This is a genomic window from Colwellia sp. TT2012 (assembly GCF_001440345.1).
GTDB lineage: Bacteria > Pseudomonadota > Gammaproteobacteria > Enterobacterales > Alteromonadaceae > Colwellia.
In genome coordinates, this window is record NZ_LJYX01000021.1 from 690,281 (window position 1) to 710,405 (window position 20,125).

Consider the following 20,125-nt stretch of genomic DNA (forward strand, 5'->3'; position numbering starts at 1 on the left):
TCTTATTTTATAAAAGTTTAAAATTAAATTTTCTAATTATTCATAGTACAAATACGTAATTTATTCTAGCGACTACATTCTGCGCATAGAGCGTTCCATGCGGCTGTTTTCCTGGCTAAGTTTTAACAGGATTTCTTCAATAAAAGCTAAGTGTCTATGACTTGCACCCCAAGCTTTTTTTGGCTGACCACTGACAATAGCATTGAGCAAACGTTTTCTATAATCGGTTATCTTGCTAAAGATATCCGGACGTTTTGCCAATACTGTTAAATTTTGTGCAATATTATCAGCAAGTAATGCAGACATACTGCGAGCAAGTTGAAATATCACCGCATTATGTGAAGCGGCACAAATAGCTAAATGAAATTCAACGACCGCTTCTGCTTCCACGCGAAAATCATTTTCTAATTGGCTAGTACCAATGTCATCGTGCTTAATTTGAATTTGCTCAAAATCTGCTGGCGTGCCACGCATGGCAGCATAATACGAAGCCATACCTTCAATACCATGACGAAATTCTAATAAATCAAATTGTGATTCATTATCATTAGACATTAATTCAAACAAGGGATCTGAAAAACCGCTGAGTAAATTTTTACAGACAAAGGTGCCACCACCTTGTTTGCGAGTCACTAAACCTTTGCTCTCTAATTTCTGTATTGCTTCACGTAATGATGGCCTTGAAACTTCAAACTGCAAAGCCAGTTCACGTTCAGGTAATAATTTTTCACCCGGCTTTAAACTGCCTTCAATAATCATGGCTTCAAGCTGGGCTAAGATAATGTCAGCCAACTTCTGCGGCTTCACTCGGCCAGTTTTTTTTGATGCTAGCATTGATTTCTTTTCGTTAGGTTGGCATTCATAAAAGTTAATTAACTCATTATTTCCACGAGACTAAAGAGAAATGTCTAGGTAAAAGCCCCTAAAAAACCCTTGGTAAATTGGTAAGACCAATTAATTTATGAGTAATAAAATAGCAAATATAGCTACTTTTTACAAGTCAATTTAGTTTATGGCTAGGATTTAAGCAAGATTTTAATGCGCTAAAGTAATAAATTACTGTCTAATTTTAGCGCGTTAAAGCAAGAGAAACGATTGGTCTGACCATTGGTTTTGGCTGTTTACTTAGTTTAGTAAGCCAGCTAAGGTCAATATTGAAATAACGGCAAGGACCAGTAAGACATTACGTTTTGCTAGTCTGACTAATAAACAAGGCTCAGCTGTGCAGTCGTCCTTATTCACCATAATGTCTTCCGATTTTTGCGCAACATCAATTAAAATTTGATGAGTAGGTTTTTGGCTATCAAATAAACTGTCTAACCAAACGGGCATAGCTTTAGAGAAGTGACCAACAAACATATAACCAAAAGAGGCAACTCGCACAGGTAACCAATCTAGCCAATAAAGTACATCGTGATGGTTTTGACAGCCATTGATAATAGTAGGGGCTACATTTCCTTCATGCTGAACCTCATGCTCAGTGTCGCTTTCAGCTACCGAGTTGGCCTCTGCTTGTGCTTTACTTTCATTTTCACTGGCAATACATTGAGATTTTTTATGCTCTATAACGCTAGTCAACAAACGGTAAAATACCGCACCTGCAGCACCAAACACGGTAAAATACAGCATAATAGCAATGTAATAACGGTAGTTTAACCAAATGAGTGCTGGACCAAAGCCCATATTAGGTAAGTTTTTGTCCGATAATAACTGCTGATGGTGCATTGCCGTGGTCGTTTCTTCACCGCGAAAAGCTGAGTGCAGGTAGCTTTTATAACTATTTCTCGTGGTGGTACAACCAAAACAAACAATAAGCACCAAAGTCGAGATAACTAATTGCATAACGCTGTTATCAATTAGCTCAAGCAAAAAATACGTCGCCATAACGGGTAAGAGAATAAAGACCACACTCGCGATCGTACCTTGTTTAGCGGTAAAGTTTTTGCTAAAAAAATGTAGATAGTGTTGATAATAAAAATTAAATCGCCACACTTTGGCAGATAACGAACGCTCTGCAGCCAGTGCAATTAATAAACTTAATAAACTCATGCTAATTATTATTCCTTGTCGCTTGTTCAGTTAAACACTGACGAAAGTATTGCCAATCAAATGCCGGCCCGGGATCGGTTTTTCTGCCTGGGGCGATATCACAATGACCCACAATATGACTCATGATAATGGCAGGAAATTTATTTTGCAAACAAAGTGTTAACGCTATTAGTTGTTGGTACTGCTCTGGGGTATAACAAATATCATCTGTGCCCTCTAATTCAATACCAATAGAATAATCATTACAGCGCGGCCTTGCTCTAAATGAAGAAGCGCCCGCATGCCAAGCCTTATCATCAAAGGATACATACTGGCTAAGGCTACCGTCCCGACGGATAAGGCAATGCGCGGAAACTTCCACCCCCTTCAAGTCATTAAAACTAGCATGGTCGTTGCAATCTAATTGCCCAAGAAATAAATCATTGATGCAATTGCCGCCAAACTGCCCTGACGGCAGGGAAATATTATGGATAACCAATAAACTAATGTCATCCGCTAATTCGCGCGGCGAAAAATACGGCGAGGGGAAATGTTGTGCTTGTGCTAGCCAGCCAGAAGAAATAGAAAACATGGGTTGCTCATTATTTTAGTGGTGTTACTTTTCAGCACTTGGTTTATACCCGTCAACTTCAAGGTACAAGATTCAGTGGGAATTTAAAAGACTTTAGGTTACATTTTGGGCTTTATTGCTTACTTAAGACAACATACAATACAGCTAACCTTATCAAGAGTTGCTTAGTATGACTGAAGTTGACCCAACAAACAAAATGGCGAAAATTTTTGTCTGGATTGCTTGGATAATAGCGCTGGCGTTATTAATGTTTTTATTTCAAGATATACTTGATGAACAATATAATCCTAATAGCCAGCCAAAAATGCGTTTAACCGCCGATGGTCAAGCTGAAGTGATTTTAGCGCAAAATAGGCAAGGTCATTATCTGGCTCGCGGCACAATAAATGGCACTGCGGTGACCTTTTTACTCGATACTGGTGCAACCCAGGTATCAATCCCTGCCCATATAGCAGAGCAACTAGACCTAGTAGTTCAAGGGAGTTACCGAGTACAAACCGCCAATGGCACTATCACGGTTTATAAAACTGAAATTGCGCAATTGAGCTTAGGTAATATTTTCTTGTATAATGTCGCTGCTCACATTAACCCGGCAATGAAAGCAGATGAAATACTATTAGGCATGAGCGCACTAAAACAAGTAGACTTTTATCAAACGGGTAAACAATTAATCTTACGAGAACCCCTGTAACAGGAAGCAAACCATGCTTAATGCACAATTAGAAAAATTACAGCAAGATATTAGCAAAACCATTTCTTGGGCCCTTTGTGAAGATTTAGGCGCCGTTGGTGATGCAATGCCTCAAGCAAACCAAGATATTACCGCTATGCTCATTCCTGAAAATGAACAAGCCGTCGCTACTGTAATTACTCGTGAAGATTGTATCGTCTGTGGTGTTGCTTGGGTCAACGAAGTATTCAAGCAACTCGATGCTTCATTAAATAAATCAGCGCAGCAAACCACTAACGCTTTACCTACAAGAATTACCTGGTTTGTTAATGACGGTGAAGCTGTTGCCGCCAATACGACACTTTTTGAATTAGAAGGTAACGCCCGTACACTGCTAACCGGTGAACGTGTTGCCTTAAATTTTTTGCAAACCTTATCGGGTACTGCCACGTTAACCAGTCACTATGTAAAAGAATTGGCTGGCAGCAACACTAAGCTGCTTGATACTCGTAAAACCTTACCTGGTTTACGTAGCGCACAAAAATATGCGGTGCTTTGTGGTGGCGGGGTAAATCATAGAATTGGTTTATTCGATGCCTTTTTAATAAAAGAAAACCATATCGCCGCTTGTGGCGGTATCAAACAAGCGGTAGCCACCGCTAAAGAAAATCACAGTGATAAAACCGTTGAAGTAGAAGTAGAATCTCTCGATGAGCTTGAGCAAGCCCTTAGTGCTGGTGCTGATATTATCATGTTAGATAACTTCACTCCGCCAATGATAGAAGAAGCCGTAACGGCAACTCGCGGCAAAGCAAAGTTAGAAGTATCCGGCAATATGACCATAGAAACGTTGCAAGAATACGCCAAAGCCGGTGTCGATTACATCTCCAGTGGTGCGCTAACCAAACATGTTAACGCGATTGATTTGTCGATGCGTTTTAAGTAACAGCAGATTACAATAATAAAAAAGCGCTAAGCATCTTATGCTGACCGCTTTTTTTGTATGAAAACGTTCAAAAATATAAATTCAAAAAACAAATGGGTATCCACAATAACAAACCACTGGCAAAAATATATTAGCTAAGTTTGCGCTGGTGGCCTTTAGGTAATCATCTAATAAATCAAGCATTTCAGATAGCCGTATTGAACTCATCGAACGTTAACAGCCCCTAAATATCTTTAGGCCTACCGGCATCGCCCTGGCTATAGTCACACACTCCGCTAGCAAAAATAGCCTGCATATCCTTGAGGTGTTTAGTTAAGTCAATAGAGCCATACATACCTTGTTTAATGGCCTGCGCAAGTGGAATTTTATAACATTTGAACACACTCCCCTGCCATGGACCCTCTGCTTGAATACGGCTATTGGAAAAAATAGCATAATGCTCCGCACATGCTCCTCGATTTAACGATTTTTTTTCATAGCCAACTTGATTCCATTTTCCTTGCCAAACCCCCTCACCTTGCGCTATTACCTCGCCTTTATCATCAAAGCAGGTATCTTGTAATTGTACTGGCTTGCTTTGCGCGGCATTGAGCTCAGGAAACTGTTTGCGTTTTAGTAGCCATAAATCCATCAAAACAAAAGCGTTCTTGGTTGGGTCAAAGTCGCGCTTTGCCACCCAAATAACTTGGTTATCAAAATGTCCATTGGCTTGTTGTAAACGTAAACGAGTACTAAAAGATGCCGACATATGATGCATATCGAGTTTTTCTTCTAAATAATGACGGACATCAATGATAGGCAAGTCCAGCTTACCAATAAAAACCTGTCCTCCTCGATAAGCCGCCTCAATAGCGTTGAGTGAGGCACTACGCCGTGGTGCCATTTTATTATCAATAACTTGAGTTATATTGTCACTACCCCATAAAGACAACCAAAAAGGAATTTTCCGACCAAACGGCGTGATAATATTTTCAGCCTTCATTTTGTACTGCTCTTTCCAACTGCCTATATTTTTATTGAGATGGACAAATTCAGCTAAGGTGATCTGTTTTTGTTTTAAGGCATGCAAACCATATTGCACCCCGTCATTATCCCAAGTACTTTCCACTAAGCCATGTTGATCACGACTGAAAAGCCAAGCCATATCTTCCCAATAATTCCAATTGGTTTTCTTAACCACTTCATCGCTATAAAAATGTCGCAAGAAGCCTTGTCTTGGGTTATGGATAAAGGTAGATAAACCAAAGTAACCATTGATACATTCACTATTACCTTGGGGGAAACTCGGTACCATACCCGCCATTAATTGCGCTACCGGTTGTAAAAAGGCTATTTTTTGCGGAAAGTCTTGTAAGCTATTCATGCCTTCAAGTAGTTGTCGCTGATCCCATTGCTGCCAGCGGCTATGATCCTTGGCTCTAAAGGTAAAATAATTATTAAACAAATCACAATCTAAGGTGTATATAGTTTGGCTGACCATATCAGGATAAGAATACTGCGGAATTAAGCCATCGAGAATACCATGACTATTTTGTCCGATAAGATATTGCGACAAGCCACCACCTGAGCCGCCAATACCGACCGTGTATAAAGGCTCTCCAAATAGACTGACAAAATGCAGCTTAACCCTACGAGCAGTATCTTCGGCCAATAACATGTTATAGGTATAACTAGTACGATTACCGCTGGAACTTATGATCGCATAACCTTGCTGCACTTCACTTAAACGACGAGTAATCGTTCTGGTTGCTTTTTGTCGACCTTGGCGAAAACCTATGCCCGAGCCACCATTAAACTGATATATTAATTTTTTATTCCATAATGAGCTCATCGAACGTGTGCCAAGCTCTTCCGGCGTTATTGCCATAGCAATAGTATAAATAAAGCGGTTAATACTGCCTTGCTCGGCTCGAAACAATTGCAAAGGCAACTGCGCATCTCTTAACGACGCTAATTGGGAAAACCGCTCAATAGGCAGCTTAACCAAGTTATTATCTAGATTTAGATAATAAAACTGTAAATGACTTGCCACTAAGCAATCTTTTGAATAACCAATAATTTTACTGCGCTGGGCGAGATTATCATAGACAGGCACACCAAAACCTTCTTGGTTATCAACCAAAGGCTGCTCTAGCTGTGAATCTATGGTCATACAATAAAAAGGATATTGCTTAGGCCCTGAATATAAAGAATTACTGGGGCCAACGTCCCCTAACTTAATAGGAAAATGAAAGGCTTCTTTTGGCCGACTAACGTGACTAATATGCGGAAAAATTGGCAGTAAATAATTTTCTTCTGCTACCGCTATGCGTTTAACTTGTCGATATTTATAAGGCTGCTCTGCCGGATATAACCAGACTAGAACAGCTAATAGCGTGAGAATAGAGAAAATAAGTTTTTTCTTATGCATAGCAGCACCACCGAAAAAAAACAGCCAACACTTAGGTTAAATATAGTGCAGAACATCAGTTAAGGTAGAAAATATTACGCAGAAAACATTATCGCTTATTTCAATTTAGCCACGAAGGTTTTTCTAAACTTGGCTAATTTAGGTGATACTACTGCTTGGCAGTACTGATTTTCAGGATTATTTTTAAAGTATTCTTGATGATAATCTTCACCACAATAGAAAGTAACTGCAGGGCTAACTTGCGTTACGATAGGATCATCAAATAATTGCTCTGCCGTGATCTGCGCCAGCATAGCTAAGGCAACTTTTTCTTGTTGTGCATCATGGGTAAATATTTCAGAGCGGTACTGGCTACCAATATCATTGCCTTGACGATTTAGCTGTGTTGGATTGTGTAAGCTGAAAAATATTTCCAGTATTTCACCATAACTAATTATCTGGCTATCAAACTGCAGCTGTACTACTTCAGCATGGCCGCTATTGCCCGTACAAATCTCTTTATACGTTGGATCTATACTCTCACCCCCCATATAACCAGATGTTGCGCTAATAATACCCTTAACACAGTTAAAAGCACTTTCAATACACCAAAAACAACCTCCAGCCAGAGTAGTCGTTTGTATCTTTTTTTCGTTAACTTGCTCGGTCATTTTACCTGGTACCTTATTCATTAATTTTATCATTTACCTCAGTCTTTTTATGACAAAAAAGCTAAGAACTCATGGTTATTTTACTCGGCTCTGTTGATCTTTTAGGGTTAAAATTTATCTAATATAAAGCGGTTTTAATCGCGGCGCTAGTTTCGTAGCAGAGCTACACTGCACTAGCTCTGCCTTGTCTACATAGCAAACAAAGTGCTGTAAAAGTTATGTCAAAATTTCAACAGACCCTAAGAGCATTATTATACTTATTTAACCTATTTGTTACCGAATAAAAGCAGATGCCACACGTTTTAACAATAACCAAGCAGATTCAGGCTATTATTGCACCGCGTGATGATAACAATGCAATGACTTTCGGCCGTTCAATTTATTATCGCCACCATCAGCTTAAATAACTCAATTAAAAATTATAAGCCAGATGTTGATGAAATCTGACCATCAACTCGTCTTTACTCGGCTCTATTTCCAGCTCTACCGCCATCAATTTCATCGCTTGTTCTATTTGATTTAAAAAACGACCAAAACCATATTCACTATTATTCTCAGGGGTCGCGACAAAAACGAATTGCACGCTATCAGTTAATTCCCCGGCATTCCACTTACTAATAATGCCACAAGGGCTTTGCTCAGGGTTGTAGCCCAACATTTGTAACTCGCCAACACGGGAAACGATCTCATGAATACTATACCTAATAATTGGCACTAAACCATTAGCAATCATAGCACCATTATTCAAGTTATAGCGCTTTGCCGCCATAGTAAAGACGTCAGTTAAATAAGTGTACAAAGGGTTGTAAGGGTCTTGTGAGTTGCTATCAATTTCTACCTGCTGCAATAGTTTATTAGTTATATTTAAGGTGACCACGGCATAACTCATGGCACTGTGGTAAGTGGGCAATTGTACATCTTGACTGGCATAACGTTTTTTAATTTCACGTAATTTATGTACTTGTGTTGTAGTACAGCCCTTATTTTTAGCAAATAAATCATAGGTAAGGTGCTGATGATCTCGAAGACGCATGTCACTTTTATCTAGCTGAATCTTTTCGCAGAATTTTTGTACCACTTGACTCACTCGGCTATGGAATTTGGCGGCATTAACTCGAATGTCATTGCCTGTAGCCAAAAAAAGTAAGCAAACTTTCTTTGCTCTTTTACTACCATCAAAGAATGACTTTTTCAGGTGGTGACTTTCGGGATTGTAATAAAATATAATTTGTTGATTGGTTTGCCATTGATGTAATTCCTGGCTATAACGAACACGCGCTAATTTATCGTTGGCAATAAACTGACAATTATCGAACTCTACTTCATCGGTCAATTCAAAAAACAATGCCGATAATTGCTGATATAAATCAGAGTATGGCTGTGGTTTTAACTCGCTGTATTTTCCTGAAAACTGCTGTATTAGCTCATCGGTCAAACTAAATTCAGCTAAGATATATTGATTATCACGCACATTACCAGGTAAGTACGCTTTGTGAGCAGCACTTCGCTTTCTAATAATTGACATCCTCATCCCTAATTTTATTAACGTGGTTACCTTTTAAGATAGGAGCAGTATAATGAGCGCCAATGAAGCTTTTGTGACTTAGATATGTCACTAATATGACACGCGCCAGAGAAGGAAGTATTTTGCTCAACGACCAACAAGCACTGATTGATGCCATTAATCAAACCATGCCCTTTGGCAAATATGCTGGCAGAAAGCTGTTACAACTGCCGGAGCCTTATTTGGTTTGGTTCCATGGCAAGGGTTTTCCCGAAGGTAAATTAGGGCAACAATTAGCTTTAATGTATGAAGTAAAACTCAACGGGCTAGAAGCTATGCTGCAACCTTTATTAAAAAGTTAATACTTGGCTAAATCTTGCCAAAACGAGCTAAGCCCCGAACTTAAACATTCGGGGTCATTACCTTTAACAAGCTAATCACGACCCAGTAGATTAAATTACCCGCGAGAAACGTTGTTGATTAATATGCTTTTTCATATAGGCATCAAAGCTCATACAAATAATACGAATTAATAAGCGTGCTTGTGGTGCTACTTTAATATAGTTTTGCTTGTTTTCGAGCAAACCATCATCAATAAAGGTATTTAATAGCGTCAAGTCTTCAGCAAAGTATTCATCAAAGTTAATGTTATATTTTTCATTAATGACTTGTTTATCTAGATACAGGTTACACATTAATTCACCAATAACCTCACCACGCAAAATATCATCGTCCGACAAACTTATACCTTTTATGTGTGCATGCTGCCTTTGTGTAATCGCTTGATAATACTCTTTCAAATCTTTAATATTTTGGCTAAAGCAATTACCAATAGCGCTAATTGCTGACACCCCTAAACCTAATAGATCACAGCCACCCTTGGTGGTATAGCCTTGGAAATTACGATGCAATGTACCATTATTTTGCGCGAGTGATAATTCGTCATTTGGCTTGGCAAAATGGTCCATACCAATAAAGTCGTAACCAAAACCACAGAGTTTCTCAATAGCCAACTTCATTAAGGAAAATTTTGCTTGCGTATTAGGTAGCCATTCATCACGAAATTTACGCTGTGCAGCAAAACGACTAGGTAAATGAGCATAGCTAAACAATGAAATACGATCCACATCCCATTCATGTGCTGTCACTAAGGTTTTTTCAAAATTCACTAGCGTTTGATGTGGTAAGCCATAAATAAGATCGATATTAATAGATTTAAAGCCAACCGCTTTGGCATGCTTAATAAAGCCACCAATAAACTCAGTTGACTGTACGCGGTTAATGGCTTGTTGAACCTTTAAATCAAGATCTTGCACGCCTAAGCTTAAGCGATTAAAACCTAAGGCATATAAGTGATCGGCTAAGTCCATTTCAATTTCACGAGGATCAATTTCAATACTCATTTCTAAATCAGCAGAAAAATCGAATTTTTCTTTAAGTAAACTGACCAATTGTGTTATTTGTGGCTGGGTTAAAAAGCTTGGTGTTCCACCACCCCAATGTAACTGTTTAACTTTATAGTCTTTAAATAATGGCGCTTGCAAGGCGATTTCTTGTGCTAAATATTCTAGGTAAGTATCCGCTTTATCACGATGGCGAGTGACCACTTTATTACAACCACAGTAGTAGCAAAGTGTATGGCAGAAGGGGATATGTACATACAATGACAATTCACGGCTTGGTGAGTTTGCTATCGCCTGAATAAAGTCGTCATGATTAAAATCATTATGGAACTCTAACGCCGTTGGGTAAGAAGTGTATCTTGGTCCACTGGTGTTATATTTATTTAATAGCTTCTTATCGAAAATTTGACTTACTTGCATGTTCTCTTACCCTGTTATTTAGTTAACGAAAACATTATAGCCAGTTGAGAAATAGGGAGTGTTGATCAAGCGCAATAATTGCACTAATAAGACCAACAGCAGGCAGTTACCGCTATTGGCGCAAATATTAAAAGGGGAGAACTAAGCAGCTAAGCGAGTAAGCTGCTCTGAGGTGAACTGATGCAGCACATCTAAGTCTGCGACGACTTTATCATGCATTTCATTTAAAGCCTTCATGCGTTGATAATCTTCCCGCATGCGCTCTTTTTTTGTTAAGGCTTTACGTGCATCACGTATGGCAAAGCCTTTAATTTCCTCATAAAGAGTATAAATCCCAGGAAACTTGCTCGTTACTTCAGTCACTGTTTTTAAGGATGATAACAGTACCGATAAGCGCCAGCAGCCTTCATCAAATTCACATTGCTCTTGCTGCATAGCGCGAGTAATTAATAACACACTATCAAAAATTTTCCTGTCGTGCTTATTTAAGGCTTGTTGCTGTTTTATTTTAGCTTGAGCTTGTTGCTGCTTTAGCTGTGCTACTTGTTTTAACAGCTTGCCCGCATAAAAGGCTAAAGCTAAAACAATTACCACAGCAAGCAACAAAGCATAAAGCCATAAATCACTCATTAAAACTAATCTTTATCTTTAAAATCGGAAAAATCAGGGTTATCTAACTTATCCCATAACTCTTCTTCACTGCCATTGTCTTTACTAATCGCTTCATCTTCATCATCATCTTCATCAAGACCTAACTCAGTCGATAAAGCTTGATGACGCGCCATCATGTCATTGTAGTAATTAACTTCTTGCTCAGTTAAGGCAATATCATCTTCCTGCTTAGCTAAAATACTTTGCAATGCTTCATCTTGCTCAATGGCATCAAGCTCTTCTTCTGCAGACAGTTCATTGTTCACAGGGAGTTCACTCTCCGCATTTTCAATATAACGAATACTAGCGATACCTGCTGACTTCTGGCTTTTTTGTTGCATTTTTACTTGTTTTGTTTTTTCTTCTTTTGCGACAATTTTCCCCAAAGCAATAGGGGTTTTATTCCCTAAACGGGGGTCTTTATTAGCCCCTTGCTGATTGCTATTTGTTTTTTCTTGCACAGCTTCTTTTTGGCGATTACCCGCTGGTTTACCCGTGGTTTTACGAGTACGCTTTTCAACTTTAGCTAATTCTTGCTTACTTAACTTAGGTTTAGCTGTCGGTGCTCCACCTGGTTTTCTTGATTTTTTTGAACGAGACATAGATACAATTACTTTTTTACCAATAATGCGGGCTATTTTACGTCATTAATGGCCGAAAAACCTTAAAAAGTAGAAAAAAGACCCAAAAAAAGCGCCAATAGGCGCTTTTTTTCTGTATCGCTAGCTTACATGACGAATTTGGATATTGGGGTGAGTATTGATTTCTCCCCCTTTAGAGATAACCGCAATATTTTCATTACAAGTTAACACGGCAATATGCTTATCATGCAAATCTCTAATAAAGTTAAGTTGATAACCAAATTGCGTTAAGCTGCTGGCAGCGAATTTTTGTGCCAGAGTTAATTCTTCCCAGAGATCATCGGCATCACTCGGCATGTTTTGCCGTCGTTCCAACAAATCTTCTCTTCGCATTGCTACAGCCATAATTTCCTCTTCCCAATCCAATTATTATTTAATTAATATTTTGTTATGAGTATTTCTGTTATTTGTATTATTATTATTTTGCACAAAACTTAACCTACTTTGCATGTGACATCAATAATGATTACACTAAACACCTTAAATTAATTGCTGTTTAGGCAAATAGCCTTTGAAATGTAAGGTAAAAAATGTCACGTGTATTAGACGAATTATCGGCGTTATTAAAATTAGAAGTGATTGAGCAAGGCATCTATCGCGGACAGAGCCAAGATTTAGGTTATAAGGCACTCTTTGGTGGTCAAGTCATGGGCCAAGCCCTTTCTGCCGCTCAAGAGACCATTGCCGCTAACCGCTTTGTTCATTCGCTGCATTCATATTTTTTACGTCCTGGCGATGCAAGTATGCCGGTAGTTTATCAAGTAGAAGTTATTCGTGACGGCGCTAGTTTTAGCACCCGCCGTGTGCAAGCGGTGCAAAATGGTAAAACCATCTTTTATATGACCGCCTCTTTTCAACATAGCGAAACGGGCTTTGACCATCAAGATACCATGCCAGATGTTACCCCTCCTGAAGATTTGTCATCCTTTACCGATTATATAAAAGCGAATCAGCAGTACATCCCTGAAGCACTGCGCGAAAAATTTTTAGCCGAAAAGCCTATCGATGTTCGTCCCGTGCAACAATATAACTGGTTACAACCAAAGCCAACCAATTCGGCCAGCCAAATGTGGATCAAGGCCAACGGTGATTTACCTGATGATCGAGGCATACATACTTATATGTTGGCTTACACCTCAGATTTTCACTTCTTACCGACTGCGCTATTGCCTCATGGGGCAAGTCATTGGCAGCCAAACTTCCAAATAGCCACCATAGATCACGCTATGTGGTTCCATCGTCCATTTCGTTTCGATGATTGGTTGCTTTATTGTATGGACAGTCCGTCAGCGAGTAATGGCCGAGGACTAGTTCGAGGACAAATCTATAATCGTCAGGGTGCATTAGTCGCTTCAACCATGCAAGAAGGTGTGATCAGACAGCGGTAGGGTTTATGGCTCTGTTGTAGTTAAGTATTGCTGAATAAACAAGCTAGACGCGTGAACCCATCAATGGGGCTCTACACAAGCATCAGGATAATATGCTTCCAGCATTATCTAATAAAGTACATCCTGTACCGTCATGCTGGTGAAGCGCGCTTTTGCTTTGCTAAGGCTTTGCGTTTTTCAATTGCTAATGAAGTAATATCTGCTTTTAATACTGGCTCTAAACCAAGCATAAAATACACTTCAGCCATTAAAAATAATGGTCCAATAAGAATCTGGCTCAAGTCATCAATAAAAGCCGGTTTCGCTTTTTCATAATGATGACCCAAAAATTGAATAAGCCAACCAACAACAAACAAACCAATGGCAATATAAAATACCCCCTCAACGCCACTAAATAATTGCGCAATAAACAAGTTAACTAAAATATACAGCAACATGCCCAAGGCTAATAAACGATGTAAAGCCAGATAGTAAATCGCTATTACGGTAAAAATCACCATAGCTAAAGTAAAGTGTAGGGTGAACGGCGTACTCAAGATATCATTGATAATTATTTCAAAGCGAATGGTATCCAGCATCAAGGTGACTGCCAACACAATTAAAGGTACACCAATAAAATGGGTGTTAATATTTTTTTGATTTAAATGGACACTTTTATATCGTGCTAATTGCTCTTCTATTGATTTCATCTTTCATTCTATTGTATGAATTGTTTTATGCGTTTTTTTGCCAATCATAACCACTTGGGTGCTGGAAAATACGTAAATCAAATTGTGGTGCAATGGCAAAAAGATGATCAAAAATATCGGCTTGGATAGCCTCATATTCAGGCCAATTAGTGGTATTAGCAAAACAGTATATTTCTAAAGGTAGTCCCGTTTGTGTGGCAGCAAGCTGTCTGACCATACAGGTTAGATCATCACGGATAAAACTATTTTGCTGTAAGTACTTGGTGATATAAGCGCGAAAAGTACCGATGTTGGTCAACTGCCGATTATTGAGTGCACTCAACGATTGCGCGATTTCATCACTATTACTCTCTTGTTCACTATTATTATCTTGCTCATTTTTCGCGAGTTCTTGCTTTTTATCACTGAGATAACTCTGTAATAAGTGGGCATTAGTCAGCTTATTTATTTGTGCTGCGCTATAAAAACCAATACTGCCAATATCAATAATAATCGTGCGCTTAATACGGCGCCCGCCAGTGTTATACATATTACGCCAGTTCTTGAAAGAGTCACTAATCAAGGCGTAAGTTGGTACCGTGGTAATGGTTTTATCAAAATTCTCTATTTTAACCGTACTTAAACCAATTTCTATGACATCACCATCGGCGCCATATTTAGGTAATTCAATCCAATCACCGGCAACCACCATGCGGTTCGCTGATATTTGAATACTGGCCACCAAACCTTTAATGGTATCTTGAAAAACCAACAATAAAACCGCGGTTAAAGCCCCTAAGCCACTGAGTAAATAAACCGGTGAACGGTTTATAATAAGCGAAAGAATGACAATAGCTGTCACTAAATATAAGGCTAATTTGATGATTTGAATAATAGCACTTAACGGTAAAAAACGTTGTTTGGCACTTTCTTGATATATGTTTTTACTGACATTTAGCAAGGCGCTAATACAACGAGATATTTGAAAGGTAAGCAGTACCTTACTAAATAGCATCAGTAAGGTACTAGCGACACTGCTAGTGCCTATAATAAAGGGGGTTAAAAAAAGGACTAGCACTAACGGCAACAGCATGGCCATTCGACTCAGTACACCATGCTCCATCAAGGTGTCATCCCAAGTATTTTTACTGTTAATAATGACCTTGTTTATCAAAGCTAATACTTGATGTTTCGCCAGGTAATAACTTAGCGCAGCAAGCAAAAAGATTAAGCATATACCTAGGCTGGTTGCGCCACTGGCTAAATATTTAGCGCTAAAGCCTTGCTCACTTAACCAAATACTGATCAGTTCATTCATACAGGTTTCCGGTCATAGTCTGGCTAAGTGAATTACTCGCTGGCAGCAAGCGCTAAGTGTTATTAAATAGTTAATCGTTATACTGCTGGCTAATTTTTTCAAGACGAGCATCTTTCTCATGCCAAAATTGAGTTAACCACTTTTGAAAAGCAATTTTATCATTACGATCTGAAAAGTCGATATGCCCTAATGCACTACGAATATCCAAAACATGTACTTCAATATGCACCCTTTCTACTTGCCCGCAGACAAAATCACTAAAATTAGGGATGCCGTCAGGGTAATAAATAGTAACATCAACAATTTTAGTTAAATGCTCGCCCATGGCATCCAATACAAAAGAGATACCACCTGATTTAGGTTTCAGTAAATATTTAAAGGGTGAACCTTGCTTATCATGCTTATTCTCAGTGAAGCGAGTACCTTCAATAAAGTTCATCACACTAACAGGTTTGTGTTTAAACTTAGCACAGGCTTTTCTGGTCGTTGCTAAATCTTTACCACGTAAATGAGGGTTCTTCTTTAAAAAAGCTTGGCTATAGCGCTTCAAAAAAGGAAAATCAAGTGCCCACCAAGCTAAGCCCAATATTGGTACGTAAATAAGTTCTCTTTTTAAGAAAAATTTCAAAAATGGAATCTGGCCATGTAAAGCCCGTTGTAAAACGACAATATCAACCCAGCTTTGATGGTTTGCTAACACCAAATACCAGTCCTTAATTTTAAGTTCTTCTAATCCAGTTATCACTATGGTGGTTTTAGTGAATACTTTTTGAATTACACTATTTGTCGCTACCCAATTACTTGCCATCATGTCGAGTAAGTAACTAAAAAACTGTTTAGAAAAACGCAATGGTATTAATGCTTTAAACAATGAAAACACTAAAATAGGCAAGAGCCAAAATATAGTATTAAATATATAGAGGGAAAAAGATAAAAAACCGATCAATTTTGCGGGTAAAAAATTTAGCATATCTTAATAATTACTAATAATAGATAAGTCACACGGATTGCGTTATTTAATCATGATTTAGCTATAAATTATATTTTTTTATTCTCACATCTTAAGGCAATTCATTTTAATATAACGCTATCAGTATAAATCACGCATGGGTGAAAAATGATCGCTTTTTTTTTATCGGCCTTTCTTTGCGCTTTTTTGGTTAAAATAAAGGGATAAAATGCATGTTTACCTGCATATACGTTATTAAACAGCTAAAAACATACTTTTCACACTTTCAACTTTGCCTAATCACCGTTAATAATTGAGTTTTTACTCAGTTTACAGCATACTCAAATAATCAGCAAAAACAGGAGATAAAATGAACTTTCATAGAGCCGTAATCAAGGTTGGTAGTGCCTTAGTTGCACCCACTAGCGATGGTTGTAGTGGCCAATATATCTTAGCAATTGCGCAATTTATTACTAAATGCCAACAACAAGGTAAAGAGATCATTTTAGTTTCCTCTGGCGGTGTCGCAGCTGGCCGTGCTCTTATTCAGCATGGCTCACCAAAGCTCTCTGTCGCCACTAAAAAGGCCATGGCAAGTGTTGGTCAGATGCAAATGATGGCTAATTGGCAACGTTTTTTTGATAGCCCGTGTAGCCAGATACTGGTCACCCAAGAGGATTTAACTGATAGGCAGCGTTTTGTTAGCATCCAAGAAACCATTAAAATTCAATTGGCCAACGGTATACTGCCTATCGTTAATGAAAATGACACAGTCACCACTAAAGATCTTACCATAGGTGATAATGACAACCTTGCGGCTTTAGTTGCTCAGGTATGTGAAGCCGACAGCTTATTCATCTTAAGTGATATAGATGGCGTTTTTACCAAAGACCCCAAAATCCATGATGATGCGGTATTAATTCCTAATATTGATAAGATTACTGATGAAATTTATGCCATGGCCGGCACCAGTCGTAATCATTTGGCAACCGGTGGTATGAAAACCAAAATCCAAGCTGCAGAAAAAGCGGTTGAACACGGCATCAATACCTATATTATCAACGGTACCAAAAGTGAGGTATTTAGCTCTCTGTTAGCTAAAGTTAATCCAGGTACTCGTTTTGCCGCAGATAAAGATATTATTCGCGCAAAAAAACACTGGCTCAAACATACCTTAAAAAGCCAAGGTATAATTAGCCTAGACCCAGGCGCCGTTAATGCCTTAGTTAATAAAGGCGCCTCTCTATTACCTGCTGGCATAAAATCGGTAACAAAAGAATTCAAAGCCGGCGATGCGGTCGAGCTTATTGATGCACAAAATAATGCCGTAATCGCGAAAGGTATTTCGTTATACAGCCATCATGATTTAAAACGAATTATGGGTAAACATAGTAACGATATCAGCACTATTTTAGGCCATGACCAAGGTGATGTAGTAGTACACCGCGATGATATGGTTATTTTATAAAGAGCCTTATAAGCCACTTTATAATTACCCATAAATACTTAAAACAACGTTTCGAAAGAGTAGCAAGATGACCGACTTTAATATCGCCACCATGGCACACCAGGCTAAAATAGCCAGCAGAGTTGCGGCACAACTTAACAGCAGTGAAAAAAACACCTTGTTAAATGCCATTGCCACGGCTATTGAAAATAATAGCGACATTATTATTAAAGAAAATAGTAAAGATATAGCCGCCGGTAAAGAGAAAGGTTTATCAGCTGCCATGCTTGATCGACTGGTATTAACCGCGCAAGGCATTAAAGAAATTGCTGCGGCTATTCGTGAAATTGTTGCCTTAGCCGATCCTATCGGTGGTATTGATAAGCTCTCATTACGCCCGAACGGTATTCAAGTCGGTAAAATGCGTATCCCTCTTGGTGTTATTGCCATGATTTACGAAGCGCGGCCCAATGTTACCGCCGAAGCTGCCGCTTTATGTATAAAGTCGGGTAATGCGGTGATTTTACGAGGTGGCTCAGAGGCAATTCACTCCAACTTAGCAATTGCTCACTGTTTGCATCAGGTATTAATTGCTCATGATGTCGATAAAAATATTGTCAGTGTGGTACCGGATACCAGTCGTAGTGTTATTGAGCAATTGTTAAAACAAAGCGACACCATAGATCTGGTCATTCCACGTGGCGGCGAAGGTCTTATCCGCTATGTGAGCGAAAATAGTCGTATCCCCGTTATTCAGCACTTTAAGGGCGTTTGCCACTTATACATAGATAAATATGCCGATTTAACGAAAGCAGTTAATATTTTAGTGAACGGTAAAACACAAAAGCCCAGTGCTTGTAATGCCTTTGAAACGGTCTTAGTACATGGAGATATCAGTGCCGACTTTTTGCCATTAGCGGCTAAGGCACTTGAAGATGCGGCACAAGTGAAAATACATGCCTGTAAAAATAGTATTGGTTATTTTGCTCATGCTGAATTAGCAACCGAAGAAGATTATCAAGCCGAGTATTTAGCGCAAGAAATCGCCGTTAAGGTGGTCCCTAGTTTTGATAAGGCCATTAGCCACATCCATGAGTTTACCTCTGATCATACTGAAGTAATTATCAGCCAAGATATTTCGCGTAGCCAAGCATTTATTCGCCAAATAAATTCCTCGGTAGTGATGGTCAATGCCTCTTCACGTTTTTCAGATGGTAATCAATTAGGTTTAGGCTCGGAAATAGGCATCTCAACCAGTAAATTACATGCTTATGGTCCAATGGGACTCGAAGCATTAACCACAGAAAAGTTTGTTGTTTTTGGTGATGGCCAAGTACGAGCATAAATAATATATAACAAAGACAGCCACTTTAATTTTAAGCCTATGAGTTAAGAAATAGCAGCTAAAATCTAAAGGGTTATTCAACTATAACGATGGCTGTCTTAGTTAATTCTAGAAAATGAACATGTTCGGGTTAACGGGCTAAGGAGCACTGTTACCACATTGGAGACATTAGTTCACATTCTTAAATGGCGTGAATAGATTAGAATTTATATTGATAAATCGCCATAGTCCCTTGTTATAAAGCCGACTTGCACAAACCGTATGCATAATCATCTATATATTGATTATTGATAAAGGTATTTTCTTTAAAGCAACCTTCACGGACAAAACCCTGCTTTTCGAGTAGCTTATATGAACCAGCATTATCAACGGAACAAAATGCGACTAATTTATTAAGTGTTAATTCATTAAACGCATACTCAATGAGAAGCTTTAATGCACTATTAGCTATACCTCTTCCTTGGGCACTGCTCCTAATGATAAAACCGACTTCAGCTATTTTTGCTTCATGATTCATTATTTTAAGCGCAATACTACCAAGTTTTTCACCACTTTCTATTTCAGTTATGCATAGTGAAAGCCATCCTTTACTTTCAAAACTCCATAGTTGAGATCTAACTTCGAAAGCTGATTTTGCCTCTTCATACGTAGAAGGCTTAGAAACATGCCTCATAAGATCTGGACAAGTAGATATTTCTAAAAACAGCTCAAAATCTGATTTATCAAATGGTGATAATTGGATTCTTTCATCGGCCAGTTGCACGATACTTCCTTAGGCTTTATAGACATAATGACTCCCACGAGGTGCTAGCCTCCAGATTCGTGGGTTAGTAAAACCAGAGCCATAATATATGTGTTAAACAATATAAACTGGAGGCTAACATGTACAAACATAACATACTTTTCATTGGCTTAGATACCCATAAAATCTCAACAGAAGTGGCGCACATAGAAGACCAACGTGGCGAAATAAAAGGGGTCAGAGCCGTTTTAAATTAATAAACTAATCACTCACGTCTACCGCTTTCTTCCAACCAATAGGCCTACCACGTTTTCCTTCAATTACAGACCTGCCGCTTAGCGCTTCCACTTTAA

Annotated in this window: 20 protein-coding genes; 6 read left to right on the forward strand and 14 right to left on the reverse strand. The window is 38.7% G+C overall.

Annotated elements, in window-relative coordinates; translation table 11 throughout:
• Nucleotides 1–72 precede the first annotated feature (72 nt).
• From pdhR to ampD, 3 genes are all read right to left on the reverse strand, one after another.
• Nucleotides 73–834: a pyruvate dehydrogenase complex transcriptional repressor PdhR gene (gene pdhR, locus ASU03_RS16950; protein ID WP_057183077.1), complete on the reverse strand. Its 762-nt coding sequence runs from the start codon at nucleotides 832–834 to the stop codon at nucleotides 73–75.
• 291 nt (nucleotides 835–1,125) lie between these two features.
• Nucleotides 1,126–2,049, reverse strand: coding sequence for a beta-lactamase regulator AmpE (ampE, locus tag ASU03_RS16955; protein ID WP_057832929.1), 924 nt, complete (start codon nucleotides 2,047–2,049; stop codon nucleotides 1,126–1,128).
• A gap of 1 nt (nucleotide 2,050) precedes the next feature.
• The gene (ampD, locus tag ASU03_RS16960) at nucleotides 2,051–2,620 is read right to left on the reverse strand and encodes a 1,6-anhydro-N-acetylmuramyl-L-alanine amidase AmpD (RefSeq protein ID WP_057832930.1); all 570 of its coding nucleotides are present in this window, start codon (nucleotides 2,618–2,620) and stop codon (nucleotides 2,051–2,053) included.
• 169 nt (nucleotides 2,621–2,789) lie between these two features.
• Here ampD and ASU03_RS16965 point away from each other — a divergent pair, with 169 nt between their 5' ends.
• Both ASU03_RS16965 and nadC read left to right on the forward strand, forming a co-directional pair.
• On the forward strand, nucleotides 2,790–3,311 hold the full coding sequence (locus ASU03_RS16965; RefSeq protein WP_057832931.1) for a retropepsin-like aspartic protease family protein: 522 nt from the start codon (nucleotides 2,790–2,792) through the stop codon (nucleotides 3,309–3,311).
• Between the two features lie 13 nt (nucleotides 3,312–3,324).
• On the forward strand, nucleotides 3,325–4,236 hold the full coding sequence (gene nadC / locus ASU03_RS16970; RefSeq protein WP_057832932.1) for a carboxylating nicotinate-nucleotide diphosphorylase: 912 nt from the start codon (nucleotides 3,325–3,327) through the stop codon (nucleotides 4,234–4,236).
• Between the two features lie 223 nt (nucleotides 4,237–4,459).
• Here nadC and ASU03_RS16975 read toward each other — a convergent pair whose 3' ends face one another.
• The 3 genes from ASU03_RS16975 to ASU03_RS16985 all read right to left on the reverse strand — a co-directional run bounded on the left by ASU03_RS16975 (nucleotide 4,460) and on the right by ASU03_RS16985 (nucleotide 8,821).
• Nucleotides 4,460–6,646, reverse strand: coding sequence for a DUF6351 family protein (locus ASU03_RS16975; protein WP_057832933.1), 2,187 nt, complete (start codon nucleotides 6,644–6,646; stop codon nucleotides 4,460–4,462).
• Nucleotides 6,647–6,741: 95 nt separating this feature from the next.
• Complete coding sequence (gene msrA / locus ASU03_RS16980; RefSeq protein ID WP_057832996.1) at nucleotides 6,742–7,296, reverse strand: peptide-methionine (S)-S-oxide reductase MsrA; 555 nt, start codon at nucleotides 7,294–7,296, stop codon at nucleotides 6,742–6,744.
• Nucleotides 7,297–7,708: 412 nt separating this feature from the next.
• A complete protein-coding gene (locus tag ASU03_RS16985) occupies nucleotides 7,709–8,821 on the reverse strand; it encodes a DUF3083 family protein (RefSeq protein ID WP_057832934.1) in 1,113 nt (370 codons plus the stop codon).
• Nucleotides 8,822–8,916: 95 nt separating this feature from the next.
• Between ASU03_RS16985 and ASU03_RS16990 the strand changes: the two genes are divergently transcribed.
• The gene (locus tag ASU03_RS16990; RefSeq protein ID WP_057183091.1) at nucleotides 8,917–9,162 is read left to right on the forward strand and encodes a DUF3820 family protein; all 246 of its coding nucleotides are present in this window, start codon (nucleotides 8,917–8,919) and stop codon (nucleotides 9,160–9,162) included.
• A 90-nt stretch (nucleotides 9,163–9,252) separates the two neighbouring features.
• On the opposite strand, the gene hemN is transcribed toward ASU03_RS16990, so the two are convergent.
• The 4 genes from hemN to ASU03_RS17010 form a co-directional block, all read right to left on the reverse strand.
• Nucleotides 9,253–10,623, reverse strand: a complete 1,371-nt coding sequence (gene hemN, locus ASU03_RS16995; protein ID WP_057832935.1) for an oxygen-independent coproporphyrinogen III oxidase — start codon at nucleotides 10,621–10,623, stop codon at nucleotides 9,253–9,255.
• 141 nt (nucleotides 10,624–10,764) lie between these two features.
• The gene (locus ASU03_RS17000; RefSeq protein WP_057832936.1) at nucleotides 10,765–11,253 is read right to left on the reverse strand and encodes a DUF2489 domain-containing protein; all 489 of its coding nucleotides are present in this window, start codon (nucleotides 11,251–11,253) and stop codon (nucleotides 10,765–10,767) included.
• Nucleotides 11,254–11,258: 5 nt separating this feature from the next.
• Nucleotides 11,259–11,876, reverse strand: a complete 618-nt coding sequence (gene yihI, locus ASU03_RS17005) for a Der GTPase-activating protein YihI (RefSeq protein WP_057832937.1) — start codon at nucleotides 11,874–11,876, stop codon at nucleotides 11,259–11,261.
• 120 nt (nucleotides 11,877–11,996) lie between these two features.
• Complete coding sequence (locus ASU03_RS17010) at nucleotides 11,997–12,260, reverse strand: hypothetical protein (RefSeq protein ID WP_057832938.1); 264 nt, start codon at nucleotides 12,258–12,260, stop codon at nucleotides 11,997–11,999.
• A 185-nt stretch (nucleotides 12,261–12,445) separates the two neighbouring features.
• On the opposite strand from ASU03_RS17010, the gene tesB reads away from it, so the two are divergent.
• Nucleotides 12,446–13,303 carry an acyl-CoA thioesterase II gene (gene tesB / locus ASU03_RS17015; protein WP_057832939.1) on the forward strand — a complete coding sequence of 286 codons (858 nt, stop codon included), beginning with the start codon at nucleotides 12,446–12,448 and terminating at the stop codon, nucleotides 13,301–13,303.
• Between the two features lie 131 nt (nucleotides 13,304–13,434).
• On the opposite strand, the gene ASU03_RS17020 is transcribed toward tesB, so the two are convergent.
• The 3 genes from ASU03_RS17020 to ASU03_RS17030 form a co-directional block, all read right to left on the reverse strand.
• Nucleotides 13,435–13,992, reverse strand: coding sequence for an Mpo1 family 2-hydroxy fatty acid dioxygenase (locus ASU03_RS17020; protein ID WP_057832940.1), 558 nt, complete (start codon nucleotides 13,990–13,992; stop codon nucleotides 13,435–13,437).
• Nucleotides 13,993–14,017: 25 nt separating this feature from the next.
• Complete coding sequence (locus ASU03_RS17025) at nucleotides 14,018–15,289, reverse strand: mechanosensitive ion channel family protein (protein ID WP_057832941.1); 1,272 nt, start codon at nucleotides 15,287–15,289, stop codon at nucleotides 14,018–14,020.
• 70 nt (nucleotides 15,290–15,359) lie between these two features.
• Nucleotides 15,360–16,259: an acyltransferase gene (locus tag ASU03_RS17030; RefSeq protein ID WP_057832942.1), complete on the reverse strand. Its 900-nt coding sequence runs from the start codon at nucleotides 16,257–16,259 to the stop codon at nucleotides 15,360–15,362.
• A gap of 349 nt (nucleotides 16,260–16,608) precedes the next feature.
• Here ASU03_RS17030 and proB point away from each other — a divergent pair, with 349 nt between their 5' ends.
• Nucleotides 16,609–17,706 carry a glutamate 5-kinase gene (proB, locus tag ASU03_RS17035; protein WP_057832943.1) on the forward strand — a complete coding sequence of 366 codons (1,098 nt, stop codon included), beginning with the start codon at nucleotides 16,609–16,611 and terminating at the stop codon, nucleotides 17,704–17,706.
• A gap of 67 nt (nucleotides 17,707–17,773) precedes the next feature.
• Nucleotides 17,774–19,030, forward strand: coding sequence for a glutamate-5-semialdehyde dehydrogenase (locus ASU03_RS17040; RefSeq protein WP_057832944.1), 1,257 nt, complete (start codon nucleotides 17,774–17,776; stop codon nucleotides 19,028–19,030).
• 235 nt (nucleotides 19,031–19,265) lie between these two features.
• On the opposite strand, the gene ASU03_RS17045 is transcribed toward ASU03_RS17040, so the two are convergent.
• Nucleotides 19,266–19,793, reverse strand: a complete 528-nt coding sequence (locus ASU03_RS17045) for a GNAT family N-acetyltransferase (protein ID WP_057832945.1) — start codon at nucleotides 19,791–19,793, stop codon at nucleotides 19,266–19,268.
• Nucleotides 19,794–20,125 lie beyond the last annotated feature (332 nt).